The 26,862-nt window shown below is 71.1% G+C and carries 23 protein-coding genes, 1 tRNA gene and 1 pseudogene; 20 read left to right on the top strand and 5 right to left on the bottom strand.

Features of this window, described 5'->3' with window-relative positions:
- The 4 genes and pseudogenes from AQJ54_RS46810 to AQJ54_RS26525 all read left to right on the top strand — a co-directional run.
- Positions 1–158 (top strand): annotated as a pseudogene (locus AQJ54_RS46810) (ABC transporter permease); the annotation flags it as partial.
- Positions 155–1,027 carry a carbohydrate ABC transporter permease gene (locus AQJ54_RS26535; protein ID WP_062241510.1) on the top strand — a complete coding sequence of 291 codons (873 nt, stop codon included), beginning with the start codon at positions 155–157 and terminating at the stop codon, positions 1,025–1,027. The pseudogene AQJ54_RS46810 and the gene AQJ54_RS26535, both read left to right, overlap by 4 nt.
- A gap of 10 nt (positions 1,028–1,037) precedes the next feature.
- Positions 1,038–1,631 carry a hypothetical protein gene (locus AQJ54_RS26530; protein WP_211278591.1) on the top strand — a complete coding sequence of 198 codons (594 nt, stop codon included), beginning with the start codon at positions 1,038–1,040 and terminating at the stop codon, positions 1,629–1,631.
- A 90-nt stretch (positions 1,632–1,721) separates the two neighbouring features.
- The gene (locus AQJ54_RS26525) at positions 1,722–4,460 is read left to right on the top strand and encodes an exo-rhamnogalacturonan lyase family protein (protein ID WP_062241508.1); all 2,739 of its coding nucleotides are present in this window, start codon (positions 1,722–1,724) and stop codon (positions 4,458–4,460) included.
- Between the two features lie 69 nt (positions 4,461–4,529).
- Here the strand turns inward: AQJ54_RS26525 and AQJ54_RS26520 are convergent, their stop codons facing one another.
- Complete coding sequence (locus AQJ54_RS26520) at positions 4,530–6,944, bottom strand: SCO7613 C-terminal domain-containing membrane protein (protein ID WP_248845445.1); 2,415 nt, start codon at positions 6,942–6,944, stop codon at positions 4,530–4,532.
- A gap of 84 nt (positions 6,945–7,028) precedes the next feature.
- Here AQJ54_RS26520 and AQJ54_RS26515 point away from each other — a divergent pair, with 84 nt between their 5' ends.
- Together AQJ54_RS26515 and AQJ54_RS26510 are read left to right on the top strand one after the other, a co-directional pair.
- On the top strand, positions 7,029–7,475 hold the full coding sequence (locus AQJ54_RS26515; protein ID WP_030321425.1) for an SRPBCC family protein: 447 nt from the start codon (positions 7,029–7,031) through the stop codon (positions 7,473–7,475).
- A 39-nt stretch (positions 7,476–7,514) separates the two neighbouring features.
- Positions 7,515–7,586: transfer RNA gene (locus AQJ54_RS26510), tRNA-Val, on the top strand.
- Between the two features lie 56 nt (positions 7,587–7,642).
- On the opposite strand, the gene AQJ54_RS26505 is transcribed toward AQJ54_RS26510, so the two are convergent.
- Positions 7,643–8,368, bottom strand: coding sequence for a 3'-5' exonuclease (locus AQJ54_RS26505; protein WP_062241505.1), 726 nt, complete (start codon positions 8,366–8,368; stop codon positions 7,643–7,645).
- A 191-nt stretch (positions 8,369–8,559) separates the two neighbouring features.
- On the opposite strand from AQJ54_RS26505, the gene AQJ54_RS26500 reads away from it, so the two are divergent.
- From AQJ54_RS26500 to thrS, 3 genes are all read left to right on the top strand, one after another.
- Positions 8,560–9,126, top strand: a complete 567-nt coding sequence (locus AQJ54_RS26500; RefSeq protein ID WP_020138054.1) for a DUF4365 domain-containing protein — start codon at positions 8,560–8,562, stop codon at positions 9,124–9,126.
- Complete coding sequence (locus AQJ54_RS26495; RefSeq protein ID WP_062241502.1) at positions 9,123–10,337, top strand: hypothetical protein; 1,215 nt, start codon at positions 9,123–9,125, stop codon at positions 10,335–10,337. Before AQJ54_RS26500 ends, AQJ54_RS26495 begins: the two co-directional genes overlap by 4 nt.
- Positions 10,338–10,440: 103 nt before the next feature.
- Entirely contained in the window at positions 10,441–12,417 is a 1,977-nt protein-coding gene (gene thrS / locus AQJ54_RS26490) for a threonine--tRNA ligase (RefSeq protein ID WP_062241500.1), read from the top strand.
- Positions 12,418–12,478: 61 nt separating this feature from the next.
- Here the strand turns inward: thrS and AQJ54_RS26485 are convergent, their stop codons facing one another.
- Positions 12,479–13,087 carry a potassium channel family protein gene (locus AQJ54_RS26485; protein ID WP_062241876.1) on the bottom strand — a complete coding sequence of 203 codons (609 nt, stop codon included), beginning with the start codon at positions 13,085–13,087 and terminating at the stop codon, positions 12,479–12,481.
- A gap of 289 nt (positions 13,088–13,376) precedes the next feature.
- Between AQJ54_RS26485 and AQJ54_RS26480 the strand changes: the two genes are divergently transcribed.
- Positions 13,377–13,955: an HIT family protein gene (locus AQJ54_RS26480; protein WP_063802996.1), complete on the top strand. Its 579-nt coding sequence runs from the start codon at positions 13,377–13,379 to the stop codon at positions 13,953–13,955.
- 99 nt (positions 13,956–14,054) lie between these two features.
- Here AQJ54_RS26480 and AQJ54_RS26475 read toward each other — a convergent pair whose 3' ends face one another.
- Together AQJ54_RS26475 and AQJ54_RS26470 are read right to left on the bottom strand one after the other, a co-directional pair.
- Complete coding sequence (locus AQJ54_RS26475) at positions 14,055–15,716, bottom strand: hypothetical protein (protein WP_062028286.1); 1,662 nt, start codon at positions 15,714–15,716, stop codon at positions 14,055–14,057.
- Between the two features lie 227 nt (positions 15,717–15,943).
- Positions 15,944–18,142, bottom strand: coding sequence for an elongation factor G-like protein EF-G2 (locus AQJ54_RS26470; protein ID WP_062241498.1), 2,199 nt, complete (start codon positions 18,140–18,142; stop codon positions 15,944–15,946).
- A gap of 271 nt (positions 18,143–18,413) precedes the next feature.
- Here AQJ54_RS26470 and pgsA point away from each other — a divergent pair, with 271 nt between their 5' ends.
- The 10 genes from pgsA (at position 18,414) to ruvB (ending at position 26,731) form a co-directional block, all read left to right on the top strand.
- Complete coding sequence (pgsA, locus tag AQJ54_RS26465) at positions 18,414–19,130, top strand: phosphatidylinositol phosphate synthase (protein ID WP_062028282.1); 717 nt, start codon at positions 18,414–18,416, stop codon at positions 19,128–19,130.
- A complete protein-coding gene (locus AQJ54_RS26460) occupies positions 19,127–20,044 on the top strand; it encodes a phosphatidylinositol mannoside acyltransferase (protein ID WP_062241497.1) in 918 nt (305 codons plus the stop codon). The genes pgsA and AQJ54_RS26460 overlap by 4 nt, the downstream gene beginning before the upstream one ends.
- Positions 20,041–21,210 (top strand): glycosyltransferase family 4 protein, encoded by a 1,170-nt coding sequence (locus AQJ54_RS26455; protein WP_062028278.1) that lies wholly within the window; start codon positions 20,041–20,043, stop codon positions 21,208–21,210. Before AQJ54_RS26460 ends, AQJ54_RS26455 begins: the two co-directional genes overlap by 4 nt.
- 167 nt (positions 21,211–21,377) lie before the next feature.
- Positions 21,378–21,920, top strand: a complete 543-nt coding sequence (locus AQJ54_RS26450; RefSeq protein ID WP_062028276.1) for a LemA family protein — start codon at positions 21,378–21,380, stop codon at positions 21,918–21,920.
- Positions 21,921–22,058: 138 nt separating this feature from the next.
- Positions 22,059–22,964 carry a pyridoxal 5'-phosphate synthase lyase subunit PdxS gene (gene pdxS / locus AQJ54_RS26445; RefSeq protein ID WP_062028275.1) on the top strand — a complete coding sequence of 302 codons (906 nt, stop codon included), beginning with the start codon at positions 22,059–22,061 and terminating at the stop codon, positions 22,962–22,964.
- A gap of 7 nt (positions 22,965–22,971) precedes the next feature.
- Positions 22,972–23,583 carry a pyridoxal 5'-phosphate synthase glutaminase subunit PdxT gene (gene pdxT / locus AQJ54_RS26440; protein ID WP_062241495.1) on the top strand — a complete coding sequence of 204 codons (612 nt, stop codon included), beginning with the start codon at positions 22,972–22,974 and terminating at the stop codon, positions 23,581–23,583.
- A gap of 49 nt (positions 23,584–23,632) precedes the next feature.
- Complete coding sequence (locus tag AQJ54_RS26435) at positions 23,633–24,385, top strand: YebC/PmpR family DNA-binding transcriptional regulator (RefSeq protein WP_030321453.1); 753 nt, start codon at positions 23,633–23,635, stop codon at positions 24,383–24,385.
- Between the two features lie 120 nt (positions 24,386–24,505).
- Positions 24,506–25,048: a crossover junction endodeoxyribonuclease RuvC gene (gene ruvC / locus AQJ54_RS26430; RefSeq protein WP_062028271.1), complete on the top strand. Its 543-nt coding sequence runs from the start codon at positions 24,506–24,508 to the stop codon at positions 25,046–25,048.
- Positions 25,045–25,650, top strand: coding sequence for a Holliday junction branch migration protein RuvA (gene ruvA / locus AQJ54_RS26425; RefSeq protein WP_062028269.1), 606 nt, complete (start codon positions 25,045–25,047; stop codon positions 25,648–25,650). Before ruvC ends, ruvA begins: the two co-directional genes overlap by 4 nt.
- Positions 25,651–25,660: 10 nt before the next feature.
- Positions 25,661–26,731 (top strand): Holliday junction branch migration DNA helicase RuvB, encoded by a 1,071-nt coding sequence (ruvB, locus tag AQJ54_RS26420; RefSeq protein WP_062241493.1) that lies wholly within the window; start codon positions 25,661–25,663, stop codon positions 26,729–26,731.
- The last annotated feature ends 131 nt before the right edge of the window (positions 26,732–26,862 follow it).

Genomic DNA, 26,862 nt, shown 5'->3' with positions numbered 1-26,862 from the left:
TCTACACCTGCTACCTCTACCAGAAGGGCTTCAAGGAGGCCCAGATGGGCTTCGCCGCCGCCATGGCCTGGACGCTGGTGCTCGCGGTGGCCCTGGTCACGGCGGTCCTGTTCTGGTCGCAGAAGAAATGGGTGCACTACGAGGAGGCCGCCAAGTGACCACCGTGACCAGTCCTGCCGTACGCACCGCGAACGAACGGCGGCGCCTCGGCTCGCTCGCCTGGCACCTCGGCGCGCTCGTCGTCCTCGCGGTCATCCTGTACCCGGTGATCTGGGTCCTCGGTGCCTCGTTCAAGCCGAGCAAGGACATCATCGCCAGTATCGACCTGCTGCCGACAAAGCCGGTGTGGGCGAACTTCTCCGGACTCGCCGACGGCATCTCCGGCATCTCCATCAGCACCTTCTTCCTCAACTCGCTGACGTACGCCGGGCTCGCTGTCGCCGGTGTGGTGCTGTCGAGCTCGCTGACCGCCTACGCCTTCGCCAAGATCAGGTTCGCCGGACGGAACCTGCTGTTCACCCTGATGATCGGCACGCTGCTGCTGCCGTACCACGTCCTGCTCATCCCGCAGTACGTGATGTTCCGCAAGCTGGAGCTCGTCGACACGCTGGTGCCGCTCGTGGCAGGCAAGTTCCTCGCCACCGAGGCGTTCTTCGTCTTCCTGATGGTGCAGTTCATGCGCGGACTGCCGCGCGAGCTGGACGAGGCGGCGAAGCTCGACGGCTGCGGGCATCTGCGCACCTACTGGTCGATCGTGCTGCCGCTGTGCCGGCCGGCTCTCATCACCAGCGCGATCTTCACCTTCATCAACGCGTGGAACGACTTCATGGGCCCGTTGATCTACCTCAACACCCCCGACAAGTACACCGTCTCGCTCGGTCTGATGATGTTCCGCGACCAGGAGGGCATCTCCAACTACGGCAGCATGATCGCGATGTCGCTGGTGGCGCTGATCCCGGTCATTGCCTTCTTCATGGCCTTCCAGCGCTACCTCATCGACGGCATGGCCACGTCCGGACTGAAGTGAGGCGGTCAGCATGGCGCAAGCGCGTGTGAAGGCCCGCAGGGCGTCGGTGTTCGGCGGTGAGCGCTTCGCGGTCTTCGCCGAGACCCTGCTCACCGGCGTGTGGATCGCCGTGGGCTGTCTCGGCCTCGTCACCTACCCCGCGGCCTTCGCCGCCGGGGCCCGGCATCTGCGGCGCCGGACGAGTCATGAGGTGGGCGGCTGGCGGGAGTTCGTCGCGGACTTCCGTAAGGCGGCGCGCCGCGGGTGGCTCGTCGGCCTCGCCGGGTGGGCCGTGGCTGCCGCGGTCTGGGTGGACGTCCAGGCCGCCCGGGCCGGCATCCCCGGTGGGCCGCTCGTCGGGGCCGTCGGACTGTTCGCGCTGATCGGCCTCGTGGTGGCCGGGCTGCGCGCTGCGGCGGTCTGGACGCCGGGCGCCGCCTGGCGGGCGCTGCTCGCCGACGCCGTACTGCGGACCCTGCGCGACCCGGCCGGGTCCTTCCTGATCGTCGCAGGGCTCGCCGTCGTGGCCCTGACCGCGGGGTTCCTCGCACCGCTGGCGGTTCCGGTCCTCGGAGCCCTCGCGGCGGCGGCCGTCGCCGTGGAGGAACGCCACCGGCGCCGCTGACGAGCCCCCCTTGTCACAAGGTCGGTGCCGCGGGCACCGCACCTCCCTCTGTCATGCCCCTGACCAGATCAGCCATGGAAAGGAACGGCCATGTCCCCCATCCCCCGCAGGTCCCTCCTCAAAGTCGCCGCAGTCGCCGGAGCCGCCGCACAGTTCAGCTGGGCGCTGGGGACCAAGGACGCACAGGCCGCGCCGAGAGCCGCCGAGGCCGACGACTCACCCGTGACCCTGGACTGGCTGGAGGACGGCGGCCTCGGTGCCGCGCCCGGCTCCACCGTCGGTGTCCCCTGGCCCAAGGGCGTCCACCAGGAGGACCAGAAGTTCGCGGTCACCGACGCGGACGGCAAGGCCGTACCGGTCCAGTCCTGGCCGCTCGCCTACTGGCCCGACGGCTCGCTCAAGTGGACCGCCCACGCGGTCAGTTCGGGCCACGGCAAGCTCTCCCTGACCGCCGGCGAGGCCGCCGTACCCGACAAGAAGGTCACCGTCGACAGGAGCGGCGGCGCGATCACCGTCTCCACCGGGGTCATCACCGCGAAGATCGGCACCTCGGGCGCGACGCTCGTCAAGTCGGTCACCCGCGGGTCGACGGAGATCGCCAAGAACGGCAGGCTCGTGCTCATCCGCCAGCCCGAGATCGAGGACGAGGACCAGGGCACGGTCAGGACCGAGCGCTTCGAGGGGGCCGTCTCCTCCGTGACCGTCGAACAGGACGGTCCGGTACGGGCGGTGGTCCGCATCGACGGCAAGCACCGCAAGGGCAAACGGAGTTGGCTGCCCTTCTCGATCCGTCTCTACTTCTACGCGGGCGCCGACTCCTTCCGCATGGTGCACACCATCACCTTCGACGGCACGCAGGAGCCGGGCAAGGCGAGCGGCGACTTCATCCGCGGTCTCGGCGTCCGCTTCACCGTGCCGATGCGCGACCAGGCGTACGACCGCCACATCCGCATCGGCGGCGAGGGCACCGGTCTGCTGCGCGAGGCCGTCAAGGGCATCACCGGGCTGCGGCGCGACCCCGGCATCGCCGTGCAGGAGGCCCAGTACGCGGGCAAGAAGCTGCCGGACCCCGCCACCTGGGACCAGCGCGTCACCACCCGGCTCCAGTACATCCCCGAGTGGGGCGACTACACGCTCTCCCAGCTCTCCGCTGACGGCTTCACCCTGCGCAAGCGCACCAAGAAGGGCCACGGCTGGATCGGCGCGGGCGGCGGCCGACGGGCCTCCGGATTCGGCTACGTCGGTGGCGCGAGCGGCGGACTCTCCTTCGGGCTGCGGGACTTCTGGGAGCGCCACCCCTCCCAGCTCGACATCCGCGACGCCCAGACCGACGAGGCCGAGGTCACCCTCTGGCTCTGGTCGCCCGAGGCGCAGCCCATGGACCTGCGCTTCTACCACGACGGCATGGGCCAGGACACCTTCGCCGAACAGCTCGAAGGCCTCAACATCACCTACGAGGACTACGAACCCGAGTTCGGCACGCCCTACGGCATCGCCCGCACCTCGGAACTGCTGTTCTGGGCCAACGAGTCGACGCCGGCCCCCGAGACCCTGGCCGAACAGGTCGCGGCCGTACGGGTGTTGCCACAGCTCGCCGCGCCGCCGAAACAGCTCATCAAGGCGAAGGTGTTCGGACCGGGCCTGTACTCCGAGCCCGACCGCTCCACCCCGGCCAAGGCGAGGATCGAGGACCACCTCGACTTCCTCTTCACCTACTACAAGGACCAGGTGGAGCAACGCCGTTGGTACGGCTTCTGGGACCACGGCGACATCATGCACACCTACGACACCGTCCGGCACCAGTGGCGCTACGACATCGGCGGCTACGCCTGGGACAACTCCGAGCTGTCGCCCGACCTCTGGCTCTGGTTCGCCTACCTCAGGTCGGGCCGCGCGGACATCTTCCGGTTCGCCGAGTCCATGACCCGGCACACCGGAGAGGTCGACGTCTACCACCTCGGCAAGTGGGCGGGCCTCGGCACCCGGCACGGTGTCCAGCACTACGCCGACAGCGCCAAGCAGCAGCGCATCGCCAACACGACGTATCGGCGCTACTACTACTTCCTCACCGCGGACGAGCGGGTCGGCGACCTCATGCACGCCAACGTCGACTCCGACGAGACGTTCCTCGTACTCGACCCGCTGCGCAAGGTACGCACCGATCCGTACACGCCCGACCGGCACGCCCTGTCCATCGGCTTCGGCACGGACTGGAGCGGGCTGGTCTCGGCCTGGCTGACCGAGTGGGAGCGCAAGGGCCCCAAGTGGGAGAAGGCCAAGGCGCGCGTGCTGTCGACCATGGAGGGCATCGCCGCCCAGCCCAACGGGTTCGTGCAGGGCAGTGGCCTCTACGACCTCGACACGGGGCGTTTCGCCGTGGCCTCGGCGCCCGTCGTGGGCGTGTCCCATCTGTCCGCGGTGTTCGGGCTCAACGAGCTGTGCGCCGAGCTGATCGACCTCGTCGACATGCCGAAGTTCAACGAGGCGTACTTCGACTACTGCCGCTACTTCAACGCGACCAAGGCCGAGCAGGCGGCGCGGTACGGGTCCAACTTCGGGACGCTGCTGCTGTTCCAGGGGCACTCGCGGCTCGACGCGTACGCGGCGGTCAAGACCGGGGACGCGAAGCTGGCCGCTCGGGCGTGGGACAAGTTCTACAACTCCGACGGCTACAAGGAGGCTGCGCCGTGGAGGACGGAGGCGTTGAGCGGGCCGGTGTCTTTGGTCGCGGGGAGTGAAGCGGCCTGGGTGTCGAGCAATGACACCGCGCTGTACGGGCTTGCCGCTATCGAGAACCTGGCGCTTCTTGGGGACAAGATGCCGTCGTAGGGGCTGAGGTGGTGGGGAAGTGCGCGTTCGTTGTGGCTGGTCGCGCAGTTCCCCGCGCCCCTAAGGGAGTCAGCTCATCCTTCCTAGGATGTCCCGCATTCTTCGGACGTCCCTGATGCGGCGCTCGTACGTTGCTCCCAGGGCGAGGAGCAGGAGGCCTGCCAGGGCCGGGGGGACCCAGCGGGGGAGGGCGTCCGCCATCTGGACTATGTACGGGGCCAGTTCGTGGAGGGCGTCCAGGGTCAGGACCGAGCCGCCCAGGACCAGGGGGGCCTGGAGGCTGTAGCCGCCGCCCATCAGGGTGAGGGACAGCGCCGCCAGGCCCAGCAGCAGCGGGCGGGTCCAGTCGGGGTCGCCCCAGGCGGTGACCAGGCTCGGCAGGAGCGTGGCGGCCAGACCCGGGCCGTACGCCGTCCAGGACGAGGTCTCCGGGACGCGCCGCCTGCGCAGGTGGCCGACGAAGAGGGCCGGGATCGTGACCGGGAGGGTGTACGCCTCGGGGGTGCCGACCTCCCAGGCCGCCAGACGGACCCAGGTCGCCAGGAGGAACAGGGCGGCCGCTGCGTAGCCGAGGGGACGGCGGTCCTCGCGGATCGCCGTGCCCGCGCTGATCACCGCACACAGGGCCAGGACCAGGGCGAGGATCGGGAGGTCGGTAACGGCCATGCTGATCGCCACCAGTGCGGTCACCGCACCCGTCAGTTCGATCGGCACGGTCGCGGGGGAGTCGCCGAGCCGCCAGGCCAGCAGGGCCGCGGTCGCCGGGACTGTCAGGACGAGCAGGGCGGTGTGCGGAGCCGACCAGTCGGCGGCGGCGCCGGTCGCGCAGGCGAGGGCGACGGCGTACCCGAGGGCGGTCGGCGCTGTGACGGCCGCGGCCCGCCAGGAGGCCGCCGCGAACAGCACGACCAGGGCGCCCAGCGTGATCAGGGTCGCCGACTGGGTGGCGAGGGACAGGAGGGCGAGGCTCGCGGAGGCGACCAGTGCCGGGACGAGCTCGACGGTCCGGGACCGCCACACGGCCACCGCGAGGGCGCCCGCGGTCGTCGCACCCTGGATCAACAGGCCTGCCGCATAAGGCAGTTCCAGAACCGCCGGGACGGTGACCAGCGCGGCCCAGACCAGGGTCGGAGCGGCCGTCAGGGCCCTCGGGCGCCAGGTCGTGTCGCGCACGGCCAGGAACAGGACGCCGGCCAGCACCGCCAGGACCAACGGGACCGTCCCGGCGTACGGCGGCCACGTCAGGTTGACGGTCACCGCGGCGCGGGCGTCCGGCGGGGTGCCGGTCCACGCCTGCGAGGCCCAGGAGAGCGGCCCCAGCACGACCACGCCGACCACGGGCAGCGTCCACAGGAGGGACAGCGCCTGCACCGCACCGGACGCCCACAGCAGACCCCGCCGTACCGTCTCCGGCAGCCGGTCGGCCCGGAGCGCCGCCAACAGGGCGATGCCGAGGGCCAGATGGACCGGGACCGTCCACACCTCGGGCAGCGCGGACCGGGCCACGCCACCGAGGGCGGCCACCATGAGCAGACCGGCGGTGAGAGCGAGAGCGAGGGAGTGTTCGGCGCCGGGCGCGCGGGTCGGCGTACGGCTGCCCTGCCAGGCTGCGCCCAGGGCGGTCGCGCTCGCGAGGAGGAGGAGCGCCGCCGCACGGGCGGCGGCGCTCGGGCCGGAGGCTGCCCAGGTCAGCCAGCCGGCCGCCAGTGTGCCCGCGGCGCCCACGCCGTACGCGCCGATCGTGGCGATCACACGGACGGACCGGCGCGTCACCCGCAGCGCCAGGACGGTGTCGGAGGCGGCCGTCACGAGAAGCGCTGCCGTGAGCCCGTAGGAGTCGGCGTCGGCTGCGATCGCCCAGAAGAACAGCGGGAGTTGGGCCGCGACCACGGCGGCCGGGCGGGGCAGGCGCAGGGTGTCGGCGCCCGGCAGGAAGCCGTACGCCGTCCACAGGCCGGCCAGCAGCGCGGAGGCGACGGCCGTGTAGGGGGCGCCGGCGGTCTCCGGGAACACGGCCCCGTGCAAGGCGACCGCGTCCAGGACCGTCAGGGCCAGACCCAGGCCCGCCACCGACTCGGCCGTCGAGCGCAGCCCCCGCTTCAGCAGGAGGAGCGGGGAGCCGAGCGCCGCCACGGTGACCGCGCCGAGCACCAGGGCCCGGCCGGTGATCCCCAGGTGACCCCAGCTGACCAGCGTGAACACCATCGCCGCGACCGTGAGCAGGGTGCCGCCGAGGATCAGGAGCACGTTCTGCACGCTCGGTGCGCTCGCGTCGGGGCGGGGGACTGCGGGCGTCGATCCGGGCGGCCTCGGCGCCTGCCACTGCGGCTGGAGCGACGGGCGGGCCTGAGGCGTCTGGAGCTGCTGGAGCGCGGCGACCAGCCAGGCCCGACGGGTCAGCAACTGGGAGCGGCGGGCGTCCAGTTGCCACAGCTCGGCGTCGATGAGCCGCAGCTCCTCGGCCGGGGGCGGGGTGTTCGTCATGTCCTGAAGTGTGGGCTCGGTCACGGCGGGCGACATGAGTACGCGTACTCAAGAGGTACTCGGATCCGATGCCAGACTCTGTCCATGGACTGGTGCCACTACCGTTTCCGCAGCCTGTGGGCCCTGCCCGCGAAGCCCGCCGCCGTCTACGACGCGCTGGAGCGCGCCGAGGACTACCCCCGCTGGTGGCCCCAGGTCCGTGAGGTACGACGGCTCGACGACACCAGCGGCCTGATCACCATCCGGGCCACCCTGCCGTACGACCTGGTCTTCACGGCCCGCGAGGTGCGGCGCGACCGGGAGGCAGGCGTGCTGGAGATCGCGATGGAGGGGGACCTGGAGGGCTGGGCGCGCTGGACCCTCACCGCGGACGGCGAGGGCACACTCGCCCGCTACGACCAGGTCACCGAGGTGAACAAGCCGCTGCTCCGGCGCTTCGCCGTGCCCGGACGCCCCGTCTTCCTGGCCAACCACCGGCTGATGATGCGCGCCGGACGGCGGGGTCTTGTCGCCTACTTGGAAGCGGTTTGAAGGAAGGCCGCGGGGACCTGTATTGTTCAGTGCGTTCCCGGGCGATTAGCTCAGTGGGAGAGCGCTTCGTTCACACCGAAGAGGTCACTGGTTCGAACCCAGTATCGCCCACCGGGAAAAGCCGGTCCGTCCCAGACGGACCGGCTTTCTTCATGAACCCCGCTGTCTCATGCCGCCGCCGGCAGGTCCGGGCGCAGTGGCCACGCCGGGTCCACCAGTTCCTCCTGGCCGCTGCGCGCGAACCAGGCCTGGAGGCCCCGGGCCTGGGCCGCGTGCCAGACCGTCTGGAGGTTGTGCAGCTCCGCGGGCGCGAGCCGCTCCAGCCGGGCGGCGAAACGGCGCCCCAGAGCCCGTACGACATCCAGCGCCGCCTGCGCGTCGGCAGCCGCGTCGTGCGCGCCCTCCAGCTCCACGCCGTAGTGCGCGCAGAGGTCGGTGAGGGTGCGGCGGCCCTTGCGGTAGCGGTCCAGGTGCTTGTCGAGGACCCGCGGATCCAGCACCAGCAGCGGTGAGGTGTCCAGCCAGCGGTCCAGGGACGAGGCCCGATGGCGGCGCAACTCCCGGTCCAGCAGCGTCAGATCGAACGGCGCGTTCATCACCACCAGCGGACGGCCCGCCACCGCCTGCTCCGCCAGCACCTCGGCTATCTCGAACATCACCGGCGCCGGCCAGCGGCCGTTGCGCTGGAGATGCTCGTCCGTCAGCCCGTGCACCGCCGTCGCCCCGGCGGGCACCGGCACACCCGGATTGACCAGCCACCGGCTCACCCGTGGCCGGGTGCCCGCCGCGTCCTGGACGACGACGGCGGCCGACACGATCCGGTCGGTCTCGACGTCCACGCCCGTGGTCTCCGTGTCGAAAGCGGCCAGGGGCCCTTCGTACCAGCACGTCATACCTACACAACCCCTCGTTCACCCACGGCAGCTGACGCCCCGTCTTCTGCCAGTTTGGTGATACCCGGGCTGTTTGCGCCGTACGCCGGAAGGACACAACAGGAGTACGGGTCTTTGCAGTTCAGCGGCCCGGTGTGCGATTCATGTGGCCCCTGTGCGGGCATGTCACTTGGCTTGGAAGGCTGTTGGTCATGGCGATAGCGCAGCCCGAGCGGGGCGGGCTGCTGCCCGAACGTACGGGACCCCTTCGCGGCACGCTCGCCACCACCGCCTGCATGGAGACCTTGCAGGTGGGATATCTGCACGCCGTCGCGGCGGCGGCCGGCTGCTCGCTGTCCCAGCCCTTCCCGGACAACGGCATCGACTGGCACGTCAGCCACGGCTCGCCCGGACACACCGTCGACGACGAGGTCACCATCAAGGTGCAGCTCAAGTGCACCTACCAGGTCGCGCCCAACCCCCCGGGCCGCTTCTTCTCCTTCACGCTCGACAACGACCACCTGCGCAAACTCGCCCGCACTCCGGTGTCGGTCCACAAGATCCTGGTGGTCATGCTCGTGCCGAGAACCCAGGACGACTGGCTGCGCGCCAGCCACGACCGCCTCGACCTGAGGCACTGCTGCTACTGGGTCAACCTGGCCGGCCACCCGATCACCGGCCGCACTCGGACCACCGTGCGGATCCCCACCAACCGCATCTTCGACGACCGGGCCCTGTGCGAGATCATGACGCGGGTCGGGACGGGAGGCAGACCATGACCCACCGCCCCATCGAGGAGCCACTGCGCGCGGTACGCCCCCACCCGGAGGCCCACTGGGACCGTCCGCCGACCCCCGGCGAGGTCGACCCCGCCGTCCTGGGCGCCCTGCTGCACCGGCACGGCTGGCAGCGGCGCGGCGGTGCCCCCGGACGCTACGGCCGCTGGACCCCGCCGGGACCGGGCGCGAGCGGGACCAGCCTGCTCGTGCCCGAGAGCCGCGCCTTCCCGGACAGCGAGGACCTCCTCGGCGAGGCCCTCGTCGCCCTGTCCCGCAGCGGCACGCCCTCCGCACGTGAGGTGCTCGTCGGCCTTGCCGTGCCCAGCGACGAGATCCGCTGGTGGCGGGACGTCCCGAGCGGCCCCGCCGACGCCACGCCCTGGACCGTCGAGGAGCACCTGCGCACCGCCGCCCGCCAGACCCTGCTCGCCGGCGCCCTCGCCACGCGTGCGCGGGCCGGCTACTACGGCGCCCGTTACCGCCGTACGGCCGCCGCCGCCCTGGACAACGTCCTGGTCGGCCCCGCCACGGGCGGCCGCCGGCTCACCGCCTTCGTGCCCGTCGGCACCGGCCGGCCGCTCGCCGTCCGGCTGCACCAGGCGCTCTACGCCGCCCGCGAGGCCATCGACTACCAGCGGGCCACCGGCGGCATGGACGCCTTCGACGGGGCCGTCGAGGCGGGGGTCAGCCGGGAGCTCACCGAGGCGCTGATCTCGCTGGTGCGCGGGACGGAGGGCGCCCGGATCGCCGTCGAGTGGGCGCCCGCGGCCGGGGTGCCCGAAGGGTGCGCGGCGCGCTCCGAGGCCGTCGAGTTCTCCCCGGGGGACCTGCCCGTACTGCGCGAGGCAGGGGCCCGCTACCTGCGCGAGGAGCCCTCCGTGCCGGTGCGGATCACCGGCACGGTCGTACGGATGCGCCGGTCGGGGCCGCGCGGGGACGGGTCGGTACGGCTGCGGGTGATCGCCGGCGCCGAGATCCCGCACCTCAGGCTGACCCTGGACGAGGAGGCCTACCGGATCGCCGGGCAGGCCCACCTCGTCGGGCTGCCGGTGCGGGTGCACGGCCGGCTGGAGAGCCGAGGCGGCTTCCGCAGGCTCACCGGGGCCACGGACGTCGTGCCCGTGCAGGTGGACGAGGCCGAGCGGGACCGGCTGATGAAGTCGCTCCAGGAGAATCTCGACTTCTTCGAGGAGGCCTGCGGAGGGGACTGAGACCGGGACTGATTTCGCGGAGGTGGGGGCCGGGTCGGTACGATCCCCTATTGCGCGCGCTCCCGGTATGGGCGCCGCATCCACCTTCAGTCAGGAGAGACCGGTGTCAGACGTCCGTGTGATCATCCAACGCGATTCCGAGCGGGAAGAGCGCGTGGTGACGACGGGCACTACGGCCGCCGAGCTCTTCGCCGGCGAGCGCTCCATCGTCGCCGCGCGCGTGGGAGGCGAGCTCAAGGACCTCGCCTACGCGCCGGCCGAGGGCGAGGTCGTGGAGCCGGTCGAGATCTCCTCCGAGGACGGTCTGAACATCCTGCGCCACTCCACCGCGCACGTCATGGCGCAGGCCGTGCAGGAGCTGTTCCCCGAGGCCAAGCTCGGCATCGGCCCGCCGGTCAAGGACGGCTTCTACTACGACTTCGACGTCGAGAAGCCGTTCACGCCCGAGGATCTCAAGGCCATCGAGAAGAAGATGCAGGAGATCCAGAAGCGGGGGCAGAAGTTCTCCCGCCGCGTGGTGACCGACGAGGCGGCCCGTGAGGAGCTGGCTTCGGAGCCGTACAAGCTGGAGCTGATCGGCCTCAAGGGCTCGGCCTCCTCGGACGACGGCGCCGACGTCGAGGTCGGCGCCGGTGAGCTGACGATCTACGACAACCTCGACGCCAAGACCGGCGACCTGTGCTGGAAGGACCTGTGCCGCGGTCCGCACCTGCCGTCGACCCGCAACATCCCCGCGTTCAAGCTGATGCGCAACGCGGCCGCCTACTGGCGCGGCAGCGAGAAGAACCCGATGCTCCAGCGCATCTACGGCACCGCGTGGCCGACCAAGGACGAGCTGAAGGCGTACCTCGACTTCCTCGCCGAGGCCGAGAAGCGCGACCACCGCAAGCTGGGCTCCGAACTCGACCTGTTCTCCATCCCCGAGCAGATCGGCTCCGGCCTCGCCGTCTTCCACCCCAAGGGCGGCATCATCCGCCGGGTCATGGAGGACTACTCGCGCCGGCGGCACGAGGAGGAGGGCTACGAGTTCGTCTACACCCCGCACGCGACGAAGGGGAAGCTCTTCGAGCAGTCCGGGCACCTGGACTGGTACGCCGACGGCATGTACCCGCCCATGCAGCTCGACGAGGGCGTGGACTACTACCTGAAGCCCATGAACTGCCCGATGCACAACCTGATCTTCGACGCGCGCGGCCGCTCGTACCGTGAACTGCCGCTGCGCCTCTTCGAGTTCGGGACCGTGTACCGCTACGAGAAGTCGGGCGTGGTGCACGGCCTCACCCGTGCCCGCGGCTTCACGCAGGACGACGCGCACATCTACTGCACCCGTGAGCAGATGTCGGAGGAGCTCGACAAGACGCTCACCTTCGTCCTCGGCCTGCTGCGCGACTACGGTCTGACCGACTTCTACCTGGAGCTGTCCACCAAGGACCCGGAGAAGTTCGTCGGCTCGGACGAGGTCTGGGAGGAGGCGACCGAGACCCTGCGCCAGGTCGCCGAGAAGCAGGGCCTGCCGCTGGTTCCCGACCCGGGCGGCGCCGCCTTCTACGGCCCGAAGATCTCCGTCCAGACCAAGGACGCGATCGGCCGCACCTGGCAGATGTCGACGATCCAGCTGGACTTCAACCTGCCGGAGCGCTTCGAGCTGGAGTACACCTCGCCCGACGGCTCCAAGCAGCGTCCGGTCATGATCCACCGCGCGCTGTTCGGCTCCATCGAGCGGTTCTTCGCGGTGCTCCTGGAGCACTACGCGGGCGCCTTCCCGGCATGGCTGGCCCCGGTCCAGGCGGTTGGCATCCCGATCGGCGACACGCACGTCGAGTACCTGGAGAAGTTCGCGGCCGCGGCCAGGAAGCAGGGCCTGCGCGTCGAGGTGGACTCCTCCTCCGACCGGATGCAGAAGAAGATCCGCAACGCCCAGAAGCAGAAGGTGCCCTTCATGGTCATCGCGGGCGACGAGGACATGTCGGCCGGCTCGGTGTCCTTCCGCTACCGCGACGGCTCGCAGGAGAACGGCATCCCCTTCGACGAGGCCATCGCGAAGATCGCGAAGGTCGTGGAGGAGCGGGCGCACGTCTGACGTTCCGTACGCCTGAAGTTCCGTACGTCTGATGTTGCGTACGGCGGGGCCCTCGGGGAGTTCAGCTCCCCGGGGGCCTTTCGTCGTCCTCGCGGGCGAAGACCTGGAGCAGCCAGGAGGCGAAGGTGCCGGTCACGGCGGCGAGCAGGGCCAGCCCGATCATCATCACGCCGACCGCGATCAGACGCCCCAGCGGAGTCACCGGGGCGACATCGCCGTAGCCGACGGTGGTGAGGGTGGCGCAGGTCCACCAGACGGCGTCGCCGAAGGTGGGCATGGTCGTGCCGGGGGCATCGCGTTCCTGCTGGAAGACGGCCAGGGCACCGGTGAAGCCCAGCAGGAGGGTCGACAGGCCGGAGTACGCCATCACCCGCCCGTGCAGCGGGAGCCGGGGCTGTCCGTGCCGGCGCTGGATGGCCTCGTACGCCTTGACGATCCTGAGGGGCCGCAGCAGCGGCAGCAGCAGCACGACGGTGTCCAGCACGTGTCGCCGTACGAAGCGCCGCCCCTGCCCGCTGAGCCGCCAGCGCACCGCGTAGTCGACGGCGAACAGCGCCCAGGCGGCCATGGTGACCGCCAGACAGAGATCGAGCGCGGCCTGGGGAAGACCGGTGGCCAGGACGCGGACGGCGTAGGCGACGAGGAAGGCCATGGAGGCGACGGCGAGCATGATCTCGGTGCGCTGCTCCCAGAGGGTGAGGCGGTGGGGGGCGCCGGGGGCGTGGGCGGAGGGGCTTGTGTCGGTGCCTGGATGGGTGCCGGTGCCGGTGCCGGTGCGCGGGGGCCGGTCGGTGCCGTGGCTCTGGTGCCCACCCGTGCCATGGCCTTCGTGCCCGCCGTCGCCGTGGTCCATGTGATCGTCGTCGGGGTGTGTGCCGGTGTCGTCGTCCACGTGCCCAGCTTGGCCCGGGCCGCTTTTCGCACAACCCCGCCGACACGGCGCGAACGGGCGAAGCCATATGCTGCATGGCATGACGAGTGAGCCGGAGCAGCAGTTGGGAGTGGGGACGCAGGACGCGTTCCAGCGTCTGTGGACACCCCACCGGATGGCCTACATCCAGGGTGAGAACAAGCCGACCGGCCCGGGTGCCGACGACGGCTGTCCCTTCTGCTCGATCCCGGCCAAGTCCGACGAGGACGGCCTGATCGTCCGCCGCGGCGAACTGGTGTACGCGGTGCTCAACCTCTACCCGTACACCGGCGGCCACCTCATGGTCGTGCCCTACCGTCATGTGGCCGACTACACCGACCTCACCGAGCCGGAGACCGCCGAGCTGGCCGCGCTGACCAAGCAGGCGATGACGGCTCTGCGCACGGCCTCCGGCGCGCACGGTTTCAACATCGGCATGAACCAGGGCACGGTTGCGGGCGCGGGCATCGCCGCCCACCTCCACCAGCACATCGTCCCCCGCTGGGGCGGCGACACGAACTTCATGCCGGTCGTCGGCCACACGAAGGTGCTGCCGCAGCTGTTGGGCGACACGAGGAAGATGCTGTCGGAGGCCTGGCCTAAGACAGGCAGCCCGTCCGGCGTTTGAGGACGAGGCCGCAGGCCGAAGGGGGGTCTGGGGGCGCAGCCCCCAGGGACCGCAACCCCGACCCACCCGCACGCCAAAGACGGCCCAACCGCCGGAGGCCTACGCGTCGTAGACGTCCGCCTTCCGCGGCGACACATCCTGCACCTGCGTGCTCAGGAACCCCGCGCGCGTGCCGAACTTCTCGGTGTCCACGCCGTTCTCCGCCAGGACCCTTATCGCCGCCGAGTGCACGACCCGCAGGACCGGAGTCGCGGCGCGCAGCGCGTCGTCGGCCATGAAGCGGTGCCGCCACGGCCGGTCCGCCCAGGCGTGCCGCAGACCGAACGGCTCGGGCAGGGCGAGCGAGCCGCCGAGCCAGTTGAGCAGCGGGGGATAGCGGGTCAGGGGGGCCCGGGCGGCGAGGCGGACCACCTCGTCGGCGTCGACCAGCGGGAGCTTGATCTTCCGGGTCTCCCAGAACCGGATCGACTTGGCGACCTCCTTCTCCTTGGCCGCCGGCTTCGACGTGAACAGTCCGTGCACCGGCCCCAGCGCGTGCCCGGTGACCTCGATGCGCAGCGTCTCGTGCAGCACGGTCACGGTGATCAGCATGGTGAGGACCAGCTGGCCCTCCCACAGCGTCCACTGCACGCCCAGGTAGTGCCGGTCGCCGCCGCCGAACTGCTGCTTGTTGCAGATGTCCTGTATCGCGTGGCTCTTGACCTGGTACGCGTCCACGTCGGTGCCGCCGGGCCGGGACACCTCCTTCGAGCCTTCCGCGATCGGGGTGACGATCCAGTGCCGTACGGTCGGCTTCGGGAAGCCTCCGGTGTTGATGGTGTTGCGCTCCAGCATCCGCAGCTGGTCGTGGATGGAGCGGATGACGTCCCAGCTGCGGAAGGGGTGGATCTCCCGGGTGGGGTCGGCGGAGACCAGGTCCTCGGCCAGCTGCCAGCTGCCCCAGCGGGTGCCCATGCCGAGTATGCCCTTGGGCCCGGCGTAGAAGACCGAGTTGGACTGCTGCTCGGCGCTGAGGTGGGCGAGGGACTGGCGCAGTTGCTCGGCCGCGGTCTCGCCGGGGTTGCTCGGCACCGCCTCGGGCACCTTGGCGCCCACGCTGCTGCCGGCCAGCAGACTCGCCCAGCGCTCCCGCAGATCCGTCGCGGTGCGCTCGCAGATCTGCTTGGCCCAGAACCAGCCGACCACGGGCAGGACCACGCACGCGCGTGCGTACCAGCCCCAGAAGCCTGCGAACGGCATCTTGATCAGGAAGAGCACGGCGAGCGCGCCCACCGCGACCAGCAGTGCGGTGGCGAGCGCCCCGGCCTGCTTGTCCTCGCGCCGGGCGACATTGGTGCGCAGGGTGAAGATCAGCAGCCAGACCAGGAGGCCGGGCAGGAAGAGCAGCCCGCACAGCACCATGACGGCGGTCAGCCAGTTGTCCCGGTCCCGGCGGATGTTGTTGGCCGCGAGGCAGTGCTCGACCACGACCTGGGGCTCCGCGCCGAAGGACTGGATGAGGGGCTTGCGGCCCTTTCCGAGCATGCGGATGATCACCGCAGTGGAGAAGGCCTCGCCCAGGTTGGGGCGGAAGATCCTCGCCCACTTGCGGCCGCCCTTGACGGCCGACTCGTGCCATTCGTTGTTGGCCTTGAGGATCTCCTCCACCGGACTGTCCCGATAGGCCGCCGAGGCCAGCGCGAAGGTGGCCGTCTGTGCCTCGTCACCCGTGCGCGGCACCTGCGGACCGAAGATGTCCGCGTAACCGCCGTCAACGGTCATTCCCGCCCCCGATCGCCGCCGGACTCACCCACTGCGGCCTTCCCGACTTCCGTACTCCGCACACCTGTTGATCAGGTCATCAGCGTATCTGTCGGCGCTGACATTAGTCGGCGGACGGCCGAAGCCGCCCGCCGAATCGGAAGGAAGCGTTCCGTACGGGTCACTTGTGGGGCGCGGAACGCCACCCGTGCGCCGCCGGAAGCCACTTGTCCCCGGTCCCGCACCAACTACGAGGCCTCACGCGCCTCTTCACGGATCCTCTCGGCGATCTGCGGCGGCATGGGTTCGTGCCGCGCGTAGGAACGGCTGAAACGCGCGGTGCCGTGCGACAGGGACCTCAGGTCGACCGCGTACCGGCCGATCTCGATCTCGGGCACCTCGGCCTTGATCAGCGTGCGTGCGCCGTTGGTCTGCTCGGTGCCGAGCACCCGGCCCCGCCGCCCGGACAGGTCGCTCATCACGGCGCCCACGTAGTCGTCGCCGACCAGCACGGACACCTCGGCGACCGGCTCCAGCAGATGGATGCGGGCGTCCGCCGCGGCCTCCCTGAGCGCCAGCGCGCCGGCGGTCTGGAACGCGGCGTCCGAGGAGTCCACGGAGTGCGCCTTGCCGTCCAGGAGCGTCACCCGTACGTCGATGAGCTGATGGCCGGTCGCGACCCCCTTGGCGGCCTGCGCCCTGATCCCCTTCTCGACGGACGGGATGAACTGCCGTGGCACCGCGCCGCCGACGACCTTGTCCACGAACTCGATGCCCGAACCGCCCGGCAGCGGCTCCACCTCGATCTCGCAGATGGCGAACTGCCCGTGCCCGCCGGACTGCTTGACGTGCCGCCCGCGCCCAGCCGCCTTCTGGGCGAACGTCTCCCGCAGCGACACCCGGTGCGGTACGACGTCCACCTGCACGCCGTACCGGCTGCGCAGCCGCTCCAGGGCCACGTCGGCGTGCGCCTCGCCCAGGCACCACAGCACCACCTGGTGGGTGTCCTGGTTCTGTTCGAGCCGCATGGTCGGGTCCTCGGCGACCAGCCGGGACAGGCCCTGGGAGAGCTTGTCCTCGTCCGCCTTGCTGTGCGCCTGGATGGCGAGCGGCAGCAGCGGGTCGGGCATCTCCCACGGCTCCATGAGCAGCGGGTCGTCCTTGGCGGAGAGCGTGTCGCCGGTCTCCGCGCGGCTGAGCTTCGCCACGCACGCGAGGTCGCCCGCGATGCAGTGCGACAGCTGCCGGTGCTGCTTGCCGAAGGGCGCGGACAGGGCGCCGATGCGCTCGTCGACGTCGTGGTCCTCGTGCCCGCGGTCGGCGAGCCCGTGCCCGGAGACATGGACCGTCTCGTCCGGGCGCAGGGTCCCGGAGAAGACCCGCACCAGCGAGATACGGCCGACGTACGGGTCGGACGCGGTCTTCACGACCTCCGCGACCAGCGGGCCCTCGGTGTCGCACGCCTTGATCTCGCGCGGCTTGCCGTCGATGGTCGTGACGCCCGGTGTGGGGTGCTCGAACGGCGTCGGGAAGCCGCCCGTGACCAGTTCCAGCAGCTCGACCGTGCCGAGCCCCTGCCGGGCGCCGTCGGCGGCCGGGGCGGCGGCCAGGACCGGATGGAACACCCCCCGCGCGACGGCCCGCTCCAGGTCCTCCACGAGCGTCTTGAAGTCGATCTCCTCGCCGCCCAGATAGCGGTCCATGAGGGTCTCGTCCTCGCTCTCCGAGATGATCCCCTCGATGAGCCGGTTGCGGGCCTCCTCGATCTCCGGCAGCAGGTCCTCGCCGGGCTCCGACTCCTTGCGCTCCCCGGACGAGTAGTCGAACAGCTTCTGCGACAACAGCCCGGTCAGACCGGTCACGGGCGCGTGCCCGTCGGGTCCCTGCGGGCCGCGCAGAGGCAGGTAGAGCGGCAGTACGGCGTCGGGGTCGTCGCCGCCGAAGGTCTCCGCGCAGATCCGGGTCATCTCCTCGAAGTCCGCCCGCGCGGCCTCCAGGTGCGTGACGACGATGGCCCGGGGCATCCCGACGGCCGCGCACTCCTCCCACACCATGCGCGTGGAGCCGTCCACCCCGTCCGAGGCCGAGACGACGAAAAGGGCCGCGTCCGCCGCTCGCAGACCGGCCCTGAGCTCCCCGACGAAGTCGGCGTATCCGGGGGTGTCCAGAAGGTTGATCTTGTACCCGTCCCATTCGACGGGCACCAGGGAGAGCTGGACCGAGCGCTGCTGCCGGTGCTCGATCTCGTCGTAGTCCGAGACGGTGCCGCCGTCCTCCACGCGGCCCGCCCGGTTCACCGCCCCCGCCGTCAGCGCGAGAGCTTCCACCAATGTCGTCTTGCCCGAACCGGAGTGGCCGACCAGCACCACATTCCGTACGGACGCGGGGTGGTCGGCCGCTGTTGCCCTGCCGGCGGCTCCGGGGTGTGCGTTCGCCTTGTCGCCCATGGCCTTGCCTCCCGTGCACGGTGAGGTCATCTGTGGGCGCGGACATGCGGACCCGCGTGCGGTGCGGCTCCGGTGACGCCCGCGGTCCTTCGAGCTTTCCACTCCCGTCACGGTGCGTCCATACGACGGACGCGATCCCGCCGCGGTCCGGGGCGGCACGTCCGCCACGGACGCTCCGGGTGCCCGGCCGCCGCCCGCGCGCGCGTGGCTACGATGGGCCAGCCGGTGGCCAGCAGGGGCCGAGCCGGCCACACCGACCGTCGGGAAGGCCATGCTGAACAAGTACGCGCGTGCATTCTTCACGCGTGTCCTCACCCCGTTCGCCTCATTTCTGATCAGAAGGGGCGTCAGCCCCGACACGGTCACGCTCCTCGGCACGGCCGGCGTGATGGCGGGCGCGCTGGTCTTCTACCCCATGGGCGAGTTCTTCTGGGGCACGGTCGTGATCACGCTGTTCGTGTTCTCCGACCTCGTCGACGGCAACATGGCCCGCCAGCTCGGCCGCTCCAGCCGCTGGGGCGCCTTCCTCGACTCCACGCTCGACCGCGTCGCCGACGGCGCGATCTTCGGCGGCTTCGCCCTCTGGTACGCCGGGGGCGGCGACGACATCGCCCTGTGCGCGGTCTCCATCTTCTGCCTGGCCAGCGGCCAGGTGGTGTCGTACACCAAGGCCCGGGGCGAGTCGATCGGGCTGCCGGTCGCCGTCAACGGCCTCGTGGAGCGCGCCGAGCGCCTGGTGATCTCCCTCGTCGCGGCCGGTCTCTCGGGCCTGCACAAGTTCGGTGTGCCGGGCATCCAGTACCTGCTGCCGGTCGCCCTGTGGATCGTCGCCGTCGGCAGCCTCGTCACGCTGATCCAGCGGGTCGTCACGGTCCGCCGCGAGTCGGCGGAGGCCGAGGAGGCCGCAGCCGCGGCCCCCGGCACGACATCGACCCCAGCCACGGCCGAGGAGCAGCCCCGGCAGCAGGGGAGCGAGGCCGCGAAGTGAGCGCCCAGGAGCGGCTGACGGACTCGCTGTACGGCCTCGGCTGGGGCGTGGTCAAGAAGCTCCCCGAGCCGGTCGCCGTGCGTCTCGGGCGGAGCATCGCCGACCTGGCCTGGAAGAAGCGCGGCAAGGGCGTCCTCAGGCTGGAGAGCAACTACGCGCGCGTGGTGCCCGACGCGAGCCCCGAGCGCCTCGCGGAGCTCTCGCGCGCGGGCATGCGGTCGTATCTGCGCTACTGGATGGAGTCCTTCCGGCTGCCCGCCTGGAGCAAGGACCGCATCAAGGCCGGCTTCGACCCCAAGGGCCTGCACCACCTCACCGACGGCCTCGCCGCCGGCAAGGGCGTCATCCTCGCGCTGCCCCACATGGCCAACTGGGACCTCGCCGGCGCCTGGGTCACCACCAAGCTGGAGACGCCCTTCACCACGGTCGCCGAACGGCTCAAGCCCGAGACGCTCTACGACCGTTTCGTCGCCTACCGCGAGGGCCTCGGCATGGAGGTCCTCCCGCACAGCGGCGGCACCGCCTTCGGCACCCTGGCCCGGCGGCTGCGCGACGGCGGCCTGGTCTGCCTGGTGGCCGAGCGCGACCTGTCGTCGTCCGGCGTCGAGGTGCGGTTCTTCGGCGAGGCCACCCGCATCCCGGCGGGCCCCGCCCTGCTGGCCCAGCAGACGGGCGCGCTGCTGCTGCCGGTGACACTCTGGTACGACGACTCGCCCGTCATGCAGGGGAGGGTGCACCCCCCGGTCGAGGTGCCCGAGTCAGGTACCCGGGCCGAGAAGACGTCTGTCATGGCACAGGCGCTGGCCGATGCCTTCGCCACCGGGATCGCCGACCATCCGGAGGACTGGCACATGCTCCAGCGCTTGTGGCTGAAGGATCTCGAACCCCGCCCGTCGGACGGGGCCCGCCCGTGAGAATCGGCATCGTCTGCCCGTACTCCTGGGACGTGCCAGGAGGCGTGCAGTTCCACATCCGCGACCTCGCCGAGTACTTCATCCGCCTCGGCCACGAGGTGTCCGTCCTCGCCCCGGCCGACGACGACACCCCGCTGCCGCCGTACGTCGTCTCGGCCGGGCGTGCGGTGCCGGTGCCGTACAACGGCTCGGTGGCCCGGCTGAGCTTCGGCTTCCTGTCGGCGGCCCGGGTGCGGCGCTGGCTGCACGACGGCGAGTTCGACGTGGTCCACATCCACGAGCCGTCCTCGCCGTCCCTCGGGCTGCTGACCTGCTGGATCGCGCAGGGCCCGATCGTCGCCACCTTCCACACCTCGAACCCGCGCTCCCGGGTCATGGTCGCCGCGTACTCGATCCTCCAGGCCGCCCTGGAGAAGATCAGCGCCCGCATCGCGGTCAGCGAGTACGCCCGCCGCACGCTCGTCGAGCACCTCGGCGGGGACGCCGTGGTGATCCCGAACGGCGTGGACGTCGACTTCTTCGCCGAGGCCGAGCCGAAGCCCGAGTGGCAGGGCGGCACGATCGGCTTCATGGGCCGTATCGACGAGCCCCGCAAGGGCCTTCCCGTGCTGATGAAGGCCCTGCCGAGGATCCTCGCCGAGCGCCCGGGCACGCGGCTCCTGGTCGCAGGGCGCGGCGACGAGGAGGAGGCCGTGGAATCCCTCCCCGAGGAACTGCGCGCGCGGGTGGAGTTCCTCGGCATGGTCAGCGACGAGGACAAGGCCCGCTTCCTGCGCAGCGTCGACCTGTACGTCGCCCCCAACACCGGCGGCGAGAGCTTCGGGATCATCCTGGTCGAGGCCATGTCGGCGGGCGCCCCGGTGCTGGCCTCGGACCTGGACGCCTTCGCCCAGGTCCTGGACCACGGCTGGGCCGGCGAGCTCTTCGCCAACGAGGACGCGGACGCGCTGGCGGACGCGGCGGTACGACTCCTCGGCGACCCCGGTCGGCTGGCCGAACTGCGCGAGCGCGGCAGCGCCCACGTCCGCCGCTTCGACTGGTCGACCGTCGGCGCGGACATCCTGTCGGTCTACGAGACGGTGACCGCGGGCGCGGCGGCGGTGGCGGCGGCGGACGACGACCGGGGCACGGGTCTGAGGGCTCGGCTGGGACTGGCACGGGACTGAGCGGCACCGGGGCCCGCGGGCCCAGGGTGCGGTGCGGTGGGGCTTGTGGGCCGAGGGTGCGGTGGGTCTTGAGGGCTGGGGGTGCGCTGGGGCTTGCTTGACCGCCCCCAGTCGAGGCCCCGTGCCTGCCCCACTCCTCCCCACCCGGCCCCGATAGCCTGCTCCCCGTGACTGCCACCCTCATCTGGATCGTCGTCGCGCTCGTCGCGGTCGGCCTCTACCTCAGCTGGACCGCGGGCCGTCTCGACCGCCTGCACGCCAGGATCGACGCCACGCGCGCCGCGCTGGACGCCCAGCTGGTGCGACGGGCCTCCGTGACCCAGGAGCTGGCCACCTCCGGAGTCCTCGACCCGGCCGCGTCGATCGTGCTGTACGAGGCCGCGCACGCCGCCCGGCAGGCCGAGGAGGAGCAGCGGGAGGTCGCCGAGAGCGAGCTGAGCCAGGCGCTGCGGGCCGTGTTCGCCGAACCGGACCAGGTGGAGGCCGTACGGGAGGCGCCCGGCGGGGAGTCGGCGGCCCATGAACTCACCGAGACCGTACGACGGGTCCCGATGGCCCGCCGCTTCCACAACGACGCGGTGGGAGCCGCCCGCAGGCTCCGCCAGCACCGCAAGGTCCGCTGGTTCCGGCTGGCCGGCCACGCCCCCTTCCCGATGGCCTTCGAGATGGACGACGAGCCGCCCGCGGCACTGGTCGACCGGGCCGCGTAGAGCTACGCGTGGGGCCTGAGGGGACCAGGGAGGGCAAAAACGATCCACCGGCTCCTCATTGGCCCTTGCTGTGGCCTGGTCCGATGACGTTTCCTCGGTGCTGCACAAATCCTCTTTTCACTTCAGCGAGGTCAACCCGTGTCCAGCACCGAGAACCAGGCTCCCGAGACCGGCACCGCGCGCGTGAAGCGCGGTATGGCGGAGCAGCTCAAGGGCGGCGTGATCATGGACGTCGTCACGCCGGAGCAGGCGAAGATCGCGGAGGACGCGGGCGCCGTCGCCGTCATGGCCCTTGAGCGGGTCCCCGCCGACATCCGCAAGGACGGCGGCGTGGCCCGGATGTCCGATCCGGACATGATCGAGGGCATCATCGAGGCCGTGTCCATCCCGGTCATGGCGAAGTCCCGCATCGGCCACTTCGTCGAGGCCCAGGTCCTGCAGTCCCTCGGCGTCGACTACATCGACGAGTCCGAGGTCCTCACCCCCGCCGACGAGGTCAACCACTCCGACAAGTGGTCCTTCACGACCCCCTTCGTCTGCGGTGCCACCAACCTGGGCGAGGCCCTGCGCCGCATCGCCGAGGGCGCGGCCATGATCCGCTCCAAGGGCGAGGCCGGCACCGGCAACGTCGTCGAGGCCGTCCGCCACCTGCGCCAGATCAAGAACGAGATCGCCCGCCTGCGCGGCTTCGACAACCACGAGCTGTACGCCGCCGCCAAGGAGCTGCGCGCCCCGTACGAGCTGGTCAAGGAGGTCGCCGAGCTCGGCAAGCTCCCCGTGGTGCTGTTCTCCGCCGGTGGTGTGGCCACCCCCGCCGACGCCGCGCTCATGCGCCAGCTCGGCGCCGAGGGCGTCTTCGTCGGCTCCGGCATCTTCAAGTCCGGCGACCCGGCCAAGCGCGCCGCCGCCATCGTGAAGGCCACCACCTTCTACGACGACCCGAAGATCATCGCGGACGCGTCCCGCAACCTCGGCGAGGCCATGGTCGGCATCAACTGCGACACCCTCCCCGAGGCCGAGCGCTACGCCAACCGCGGCTGGTAACCACCCCATGTCCCACGAAGCCCCTGTCATCGGCGTCCTGGCCCTCCAGGGCGACGTCCGGGAGCACCTCGTCGCCCTGGCCGCGGCCGACGCCGTGGCCAGGCCGGTGAGGCGCCCGGAGGAACTCGCGGAGGTGGACGGCCTCGTCGTCCCCGGCGGCGAGTCCACCACCATCTCCAAGCTGGCCGTCCTGTTCGGCGTGATGGAACCCCTCCGCGCGCGCGTACGGGCCGGCATGCCCGTCTACGGCACCTGCGCGGGCCTGATCATGCTCGCCGACAAGATCCTGGACCCGCGCTCGGGCCAGGAGACGATCGGCGGCATCGACATGATCGTGCGCCGCAACGCCTTCGGACGTCAGAACGAGTCCTTCGAGGCGGCGGTCCACGTGAAGGGCGTCGCGGGGGACCCCGTGGAGGGCGTCTTCATCCGCGCCCCCTGGGTCGAGTCCGTCGGTGCCGAGGCCGAGGTGCTCGCCGAGCACGACGGCCACATCGTCGCGGTCCGCCAGGGCAACGCGCTCGCCACGTCCTTCCACCCGGAACTGACCGGCGACCACCGGGTGCACGCCCTCTTTGTCGACATGGTGCGCGCGAACCGGGCGCCGGAGTCCTTGTAGGATCTCAGGCGTTGGTTGCAGGGATGGGTAACGCGAAGGAGACAGGCAGATGTCCGGCCACTCTAAATGGGCTACGACGAAGCACAAGAAGGCCGTGATCGACGCCAAGCGCGGCAAGCTCTTCGCGAAGCTGATCAAGAACATCGAGGTCGCGGCCCGCATGGGCGGCGTCGACATCGAGGGCAACCCGACGCTCTACGACGCCATCCAGAAGGCGAAGAAGCAGTCGGTCCCGAACAAGAACATCGACTCCGCGGTCAAGCGCGGCGGCGGCCTCGAGGCCGGCGGCGCCGACTACGAGACGATCATGTACGAGGGCTACGGCCCGAACGGTGTCGCGGTGCTCATCGAGTGCCTCACCGACAACCGCAACCGCGCCGCCTCCGACGTCCGCGTCGCCATGACCCGCAACGGCGGCTCCATGGCCGACCCGGGCTCGGTGTCCTACCTCTTCAACCGCAAGGGCGTCGTCATCGTCCCCAAGGGCGAGCTCAGCGAGGACGACGTCCTCGGTGCCGTCCTGGACGCGGGCGCCGAGGAGGTCAACGACCTGGGCGAGTCCTTCGAGGTGCTCAGCGAGGCCACCGACCTGGTCGCCGTCCGCACCGCCCTCCAGGACGCCGGGATCGACTACGACTCCGCCGAGGCCAACTTCGTCCCGACCATGCAGGTCGAGCTGGACGAGGAGGGCGCCAGGAAGATCTTCAAGCTGATCGACGCCCTCGAGGACAGCGACGACGTCCAGAACGTCTTCGCCAACTTCGACGTCAGCGACGAGGTCATGGAGAAGGTCGACGCGTAGCGCTGCCGCGTGCTGAGCCGTTTCGGCGGGCCGGTTGGGACACGTCCCACCGGCCCGCCGCCGTTGTCGGTGGCAGCGGATAGCCTGGCGTGAAGTCAAAGATCACCGAGGGGAGGGCGCGTGCGGGTACTCGGGGTGGACCCCGGACTCACGCGGTGCGGCGTCGGTGTCGTCGAGGGCGTCGCCGGGCGGCCCCTGACGATGCTCGGTGTCGGGGTCGTACGGACGCCCGCGGACGCCGAGTTGGGCCAGCGGCTCGTCGCCGTCGAGCAGGGCATCGAGAGGTGGCTGGACGAGCACCGGCCTGAATTCGTCGCTGTCGAGCGGGTGTTCAGCCAGCACAACGTCCGTACGGTGATGGGCACCGCCCAGGCCAGTGCCGTCGCCATGCTGTGCGCCGCCCGCCGCGGCATCCCCGTCGCCCTGCACACCCCCAGCGAGGTCAAGGCCGCCGTCACCGGCAGCGGCCGCGCCGACAAGGCCCAGGTCGGCGCCATGGTCACCCGGCTGCTCCGGCTCGACGCCCCGCCCAAGCCGGCCGACGCCGCCGACGCCCTCGCGCTCGCCATCTGCCACATCTGGCGTGCCCCCGCCCAGAACCGCCTCCAGCAGGCCGTCGCCCTGCACACAGCCAAAGCAGCACCGAAAGGCCGTCTCGCATGATCGCGTTCGTCAGCGGCACCGTCGCCGCCCTCGCCCCCGACGCCGCGGTGCTCGAGGTGGGCGGTGTGGGCATGGCCCTCCAGTGCACCCCGAACACCCTGTCCACGCTCCGGCTCGGGCAGCCCGCCAAACTGGCCACCTCGCTCGTGGTGCGGGAGGACTCCCTCACCCTGTACGGCTTCGTCGACGACGACGAGCGGCAGGTCTTCGAGCTGCTCCAGACCGCCAGCGGGGTCGGTCCGCGCCTCGCGCAGGCCATGCTGGCCGTGCACGCGCCGGACGCGCTGCGCCGCGCGGTCGCCACCGGTGACGAGAAGGCCCTGATCGCGGTGCCCGGCATCGGCAAGAAGGGCGCCCAGAAGCTGCTGCTCGAGCTGAAGGACCGGCTCGGCGAGCCGATCGGGGCGCCCGTGGTCGGCGCCCCCGTCACCCAGGGCTGGCGCGACCAGCTGCACGCCGCCCTCATCGGCCTCGGCTACGCCACGCGCGAGGCCGACGAGGCCGTCACCGCCGTGACCCCGCAGGCGGAGGCCGTCGAGGGCACGCCCCAGGTGGGCCAGCTGCTGAAGGCCGCCCTCCAGACCCTGAACCGCGCCCGCTAGGAGAACGTCAGTGAACTGGGACGACACCACCGACGACACCGCCGCCGAGCGGCTCGTCGGTGCGTCCGCCGACCGCGAGGACCAGGCCGTCGAGGCCGCCCTGCGCCCCAAGGACCTGGATGAGTTCATCGGCCAGGAGAAGGTCCGCGAACAGCTCGACCTGGTCCTGCGCGCCGCCCGCGCGCGCGGCGCCACCGCCGACCACGTGCTGCTCTCCGGCGCTCCCGGCCTCGGCAAGACCACCCTGTCGATGATCATCGCGGCCGAGATGGGCGCCCCGATCCGCATCACCAGCGGGCCGGCCATCCAGCACGCCGGCGACCTCGCGGCGATCCTCTCCTCCCTCCAGGAGGGCGAAGTCCTCTTCCTCGACGAGATCCACCGCATGTCGCGGCCCGCCGAGGAGATGCTCTACATGGCGATGGAGGACTTCCGCGTCGACGTCATCGTCGGCAAGGGCCCCGGCGCCACCGCCATCCCCCTGGAGCTGCCCCCCTTCACCCTGGTCGGCGCCACCACCCGCGCGGGCCTGCTGCCGCCCCCGCTGCGCGACCGCTTCGGCTTCACCGCGCACATGGAGTTCTACGAACCGGCCGAGCTGGAGCGGGTCATCCACCGCTCGGCCAACCTCCTCGACGTCGAGATCGGCGCCGACGGCGCCGCCGAGATCGCGGGCCGCTCCCGCGGCACGCCCCGGATCGCCAACCGTCTGCTGCGCCGGGTCCGCGACTACGCCCAGGTCAAGGCCGACGGGATCATCACCCGGGACATCGCGGCGGCCGCGCTCAAGGTCTACGAGGTCGACGCCCGCGGTCTCGACCGGCTGGACCGCGGGGTCCTGGAAGCCCTGCTCAAGCTGTTCGGCGGCGGCCCGGTCGGCCTCTCCACGCTCGCCGTCGCGGTGGGGGAGGAGCGCGAGACCGTCGAGGAGGTCGCCGAACCGTTCCTGGTCCGCGAGGGCCTGCTCGCGCGCACCCCGCGCGGCCGGGTCGCCACCCCCGCCGCCTGGGCCCACCTCGGCCTCACCCCGCCGCGCTCCGTGTCCACGGGAAACGGACAACAGGACCTGTTCGGGACGTGATGCCTTTGTGACGGCACGGCATTGGCCGGGGCAGGAACCCAGGTGCGATGCTGAGCGTTGTTCCCTGCGCGCGGACTCGCTTAGACTCCGCCGATGCCGCCTTTGTCGGCGGCATGCACACCCCCAACCAT

The sequence above is a fragment of the Streptomyces griseorubiginosus genome, assembly GCF_001514195.1.
GTDB classification, from domain to species: Bacteria; Actinomycetota; Actinomycetes; order Streptomycetales; family Streptomycetaceae; genus Streptomyces; species Streptomyces griseorubiginosus.
This window is presented reverse-complemented; position numbering and strand designations above follow the sequence as displayed.

Excerpts from the sequence above, each read along its gene's own strand:
- AQJ54_RS26485 (WP_062241876.1), bottom strand. The coding sequence starts at position 13,087 with ATGCTCGCCGTCGCCTCCATGGCCTTCCTCGTCGCCTACGCCGTCCGC.
- AQJ54_RS26480 (WP_063802996.1), top strand. The coding sequence starts at position 13,377 with ATGCTGCATGGCATGACGAGTGAGCCGGAGCAGCAGTTGGGAGTGGGG.
- AQJ54_RS26435 (WP_030321453.1), top strand. The coding sequence starts at position 23,633 with ATGTCCGGCCACTCTAAATGGGCTACGACGAAGCACAAGAAGGCCGTG.
- AQJ54_RS26530 (WP_211278591.1), top strand. The coding sequence starts at position 1,038 with ATGGCGCAAGCGCGTGTGAAGGCCCGCAGGGCGTCGGTGTTCGGCGGT.
- ruvA (WP_062028269.1), top strand. The coding sequence starts at position 25,045 with ATGATCGCGTTCGTCAGCGGCACCGTCGCCGCCCTCGCCCCCGACGCC.
- AQJ54_RS26520 (WP_248845445.1), bottom strand. The coding sequence starts at position 6,944 with ATGACGAACACCCCGCCCCCGGCCGAGGAGCTGCGGCTCATCGACGCC.
- AQJ54_RS26495 (WP_062241502.1), top strand. The coding sequence starts at position 9,123 with ATGACCCACCGCCCCATCGAGGAGCCACTGCGCGCGGTACGCCCCCAC.
- AQJ54_RS26475 (WP_062028286.1), bottom strand. The coding sequence starts at position 15,716 with ATGACCGTTGACGGCGGTTACGCGGACATCTTCGGTCCGCAGGTGCCG.
- pgsA (WP_062028282.1), top strand. The coding sequence starts at position 18,414 with ATGCTGAACAAGTACGCGCGTGCATTCTTCACGCGTGTCCTCACCCCG.
- pdxT (WP_062241495.1), top strand. The coding sequence starts at position 22,972 with ATGTCCCACGAAGCCCCTGTCATCGGCGTCCTGGCCCTCCAGGGCGAC.
- AQJ54_RS26515 (WP_030321425.1), top strand. The coding sequence starts at position 7,029 with ATGGACTGGTGCCACTACCGTTTCCGCAGCCTGTGGGCCCTGCCCGCG.
- AQJ54_RS26525 (WP_062241508.1), top strand. The coding sequence starts at position 1,722 with ATGTCCCCCATCCCCCGCAGGTCCCTCCTCAAAGTCGCCGCAGTCGCC.
- AQJ54_RS26505 (WP_062241505.1), bottom strand. The coding sequence starts at position 8,368 with ATGACGTGCTGGTACGAAGGGCCCCTGGCCGCTTTCGACACGGAGACC.
- AQJ54_RS26470 (WP_062241498.1), bottom strand. The coding sequence starts at position 18,142 with ATGGGCGACAAGGCGAACGCACACCCCGGAGCCGCCGGCAGGGCAACA.
- AQJ54_RS26500 (WP_020138054.1), top strand. The coding sequence starts at position 8,560 with ATGGCGATAGCGCAGCCCGAGCGGGGCGGGCTGCTGCCCGAACGTACG.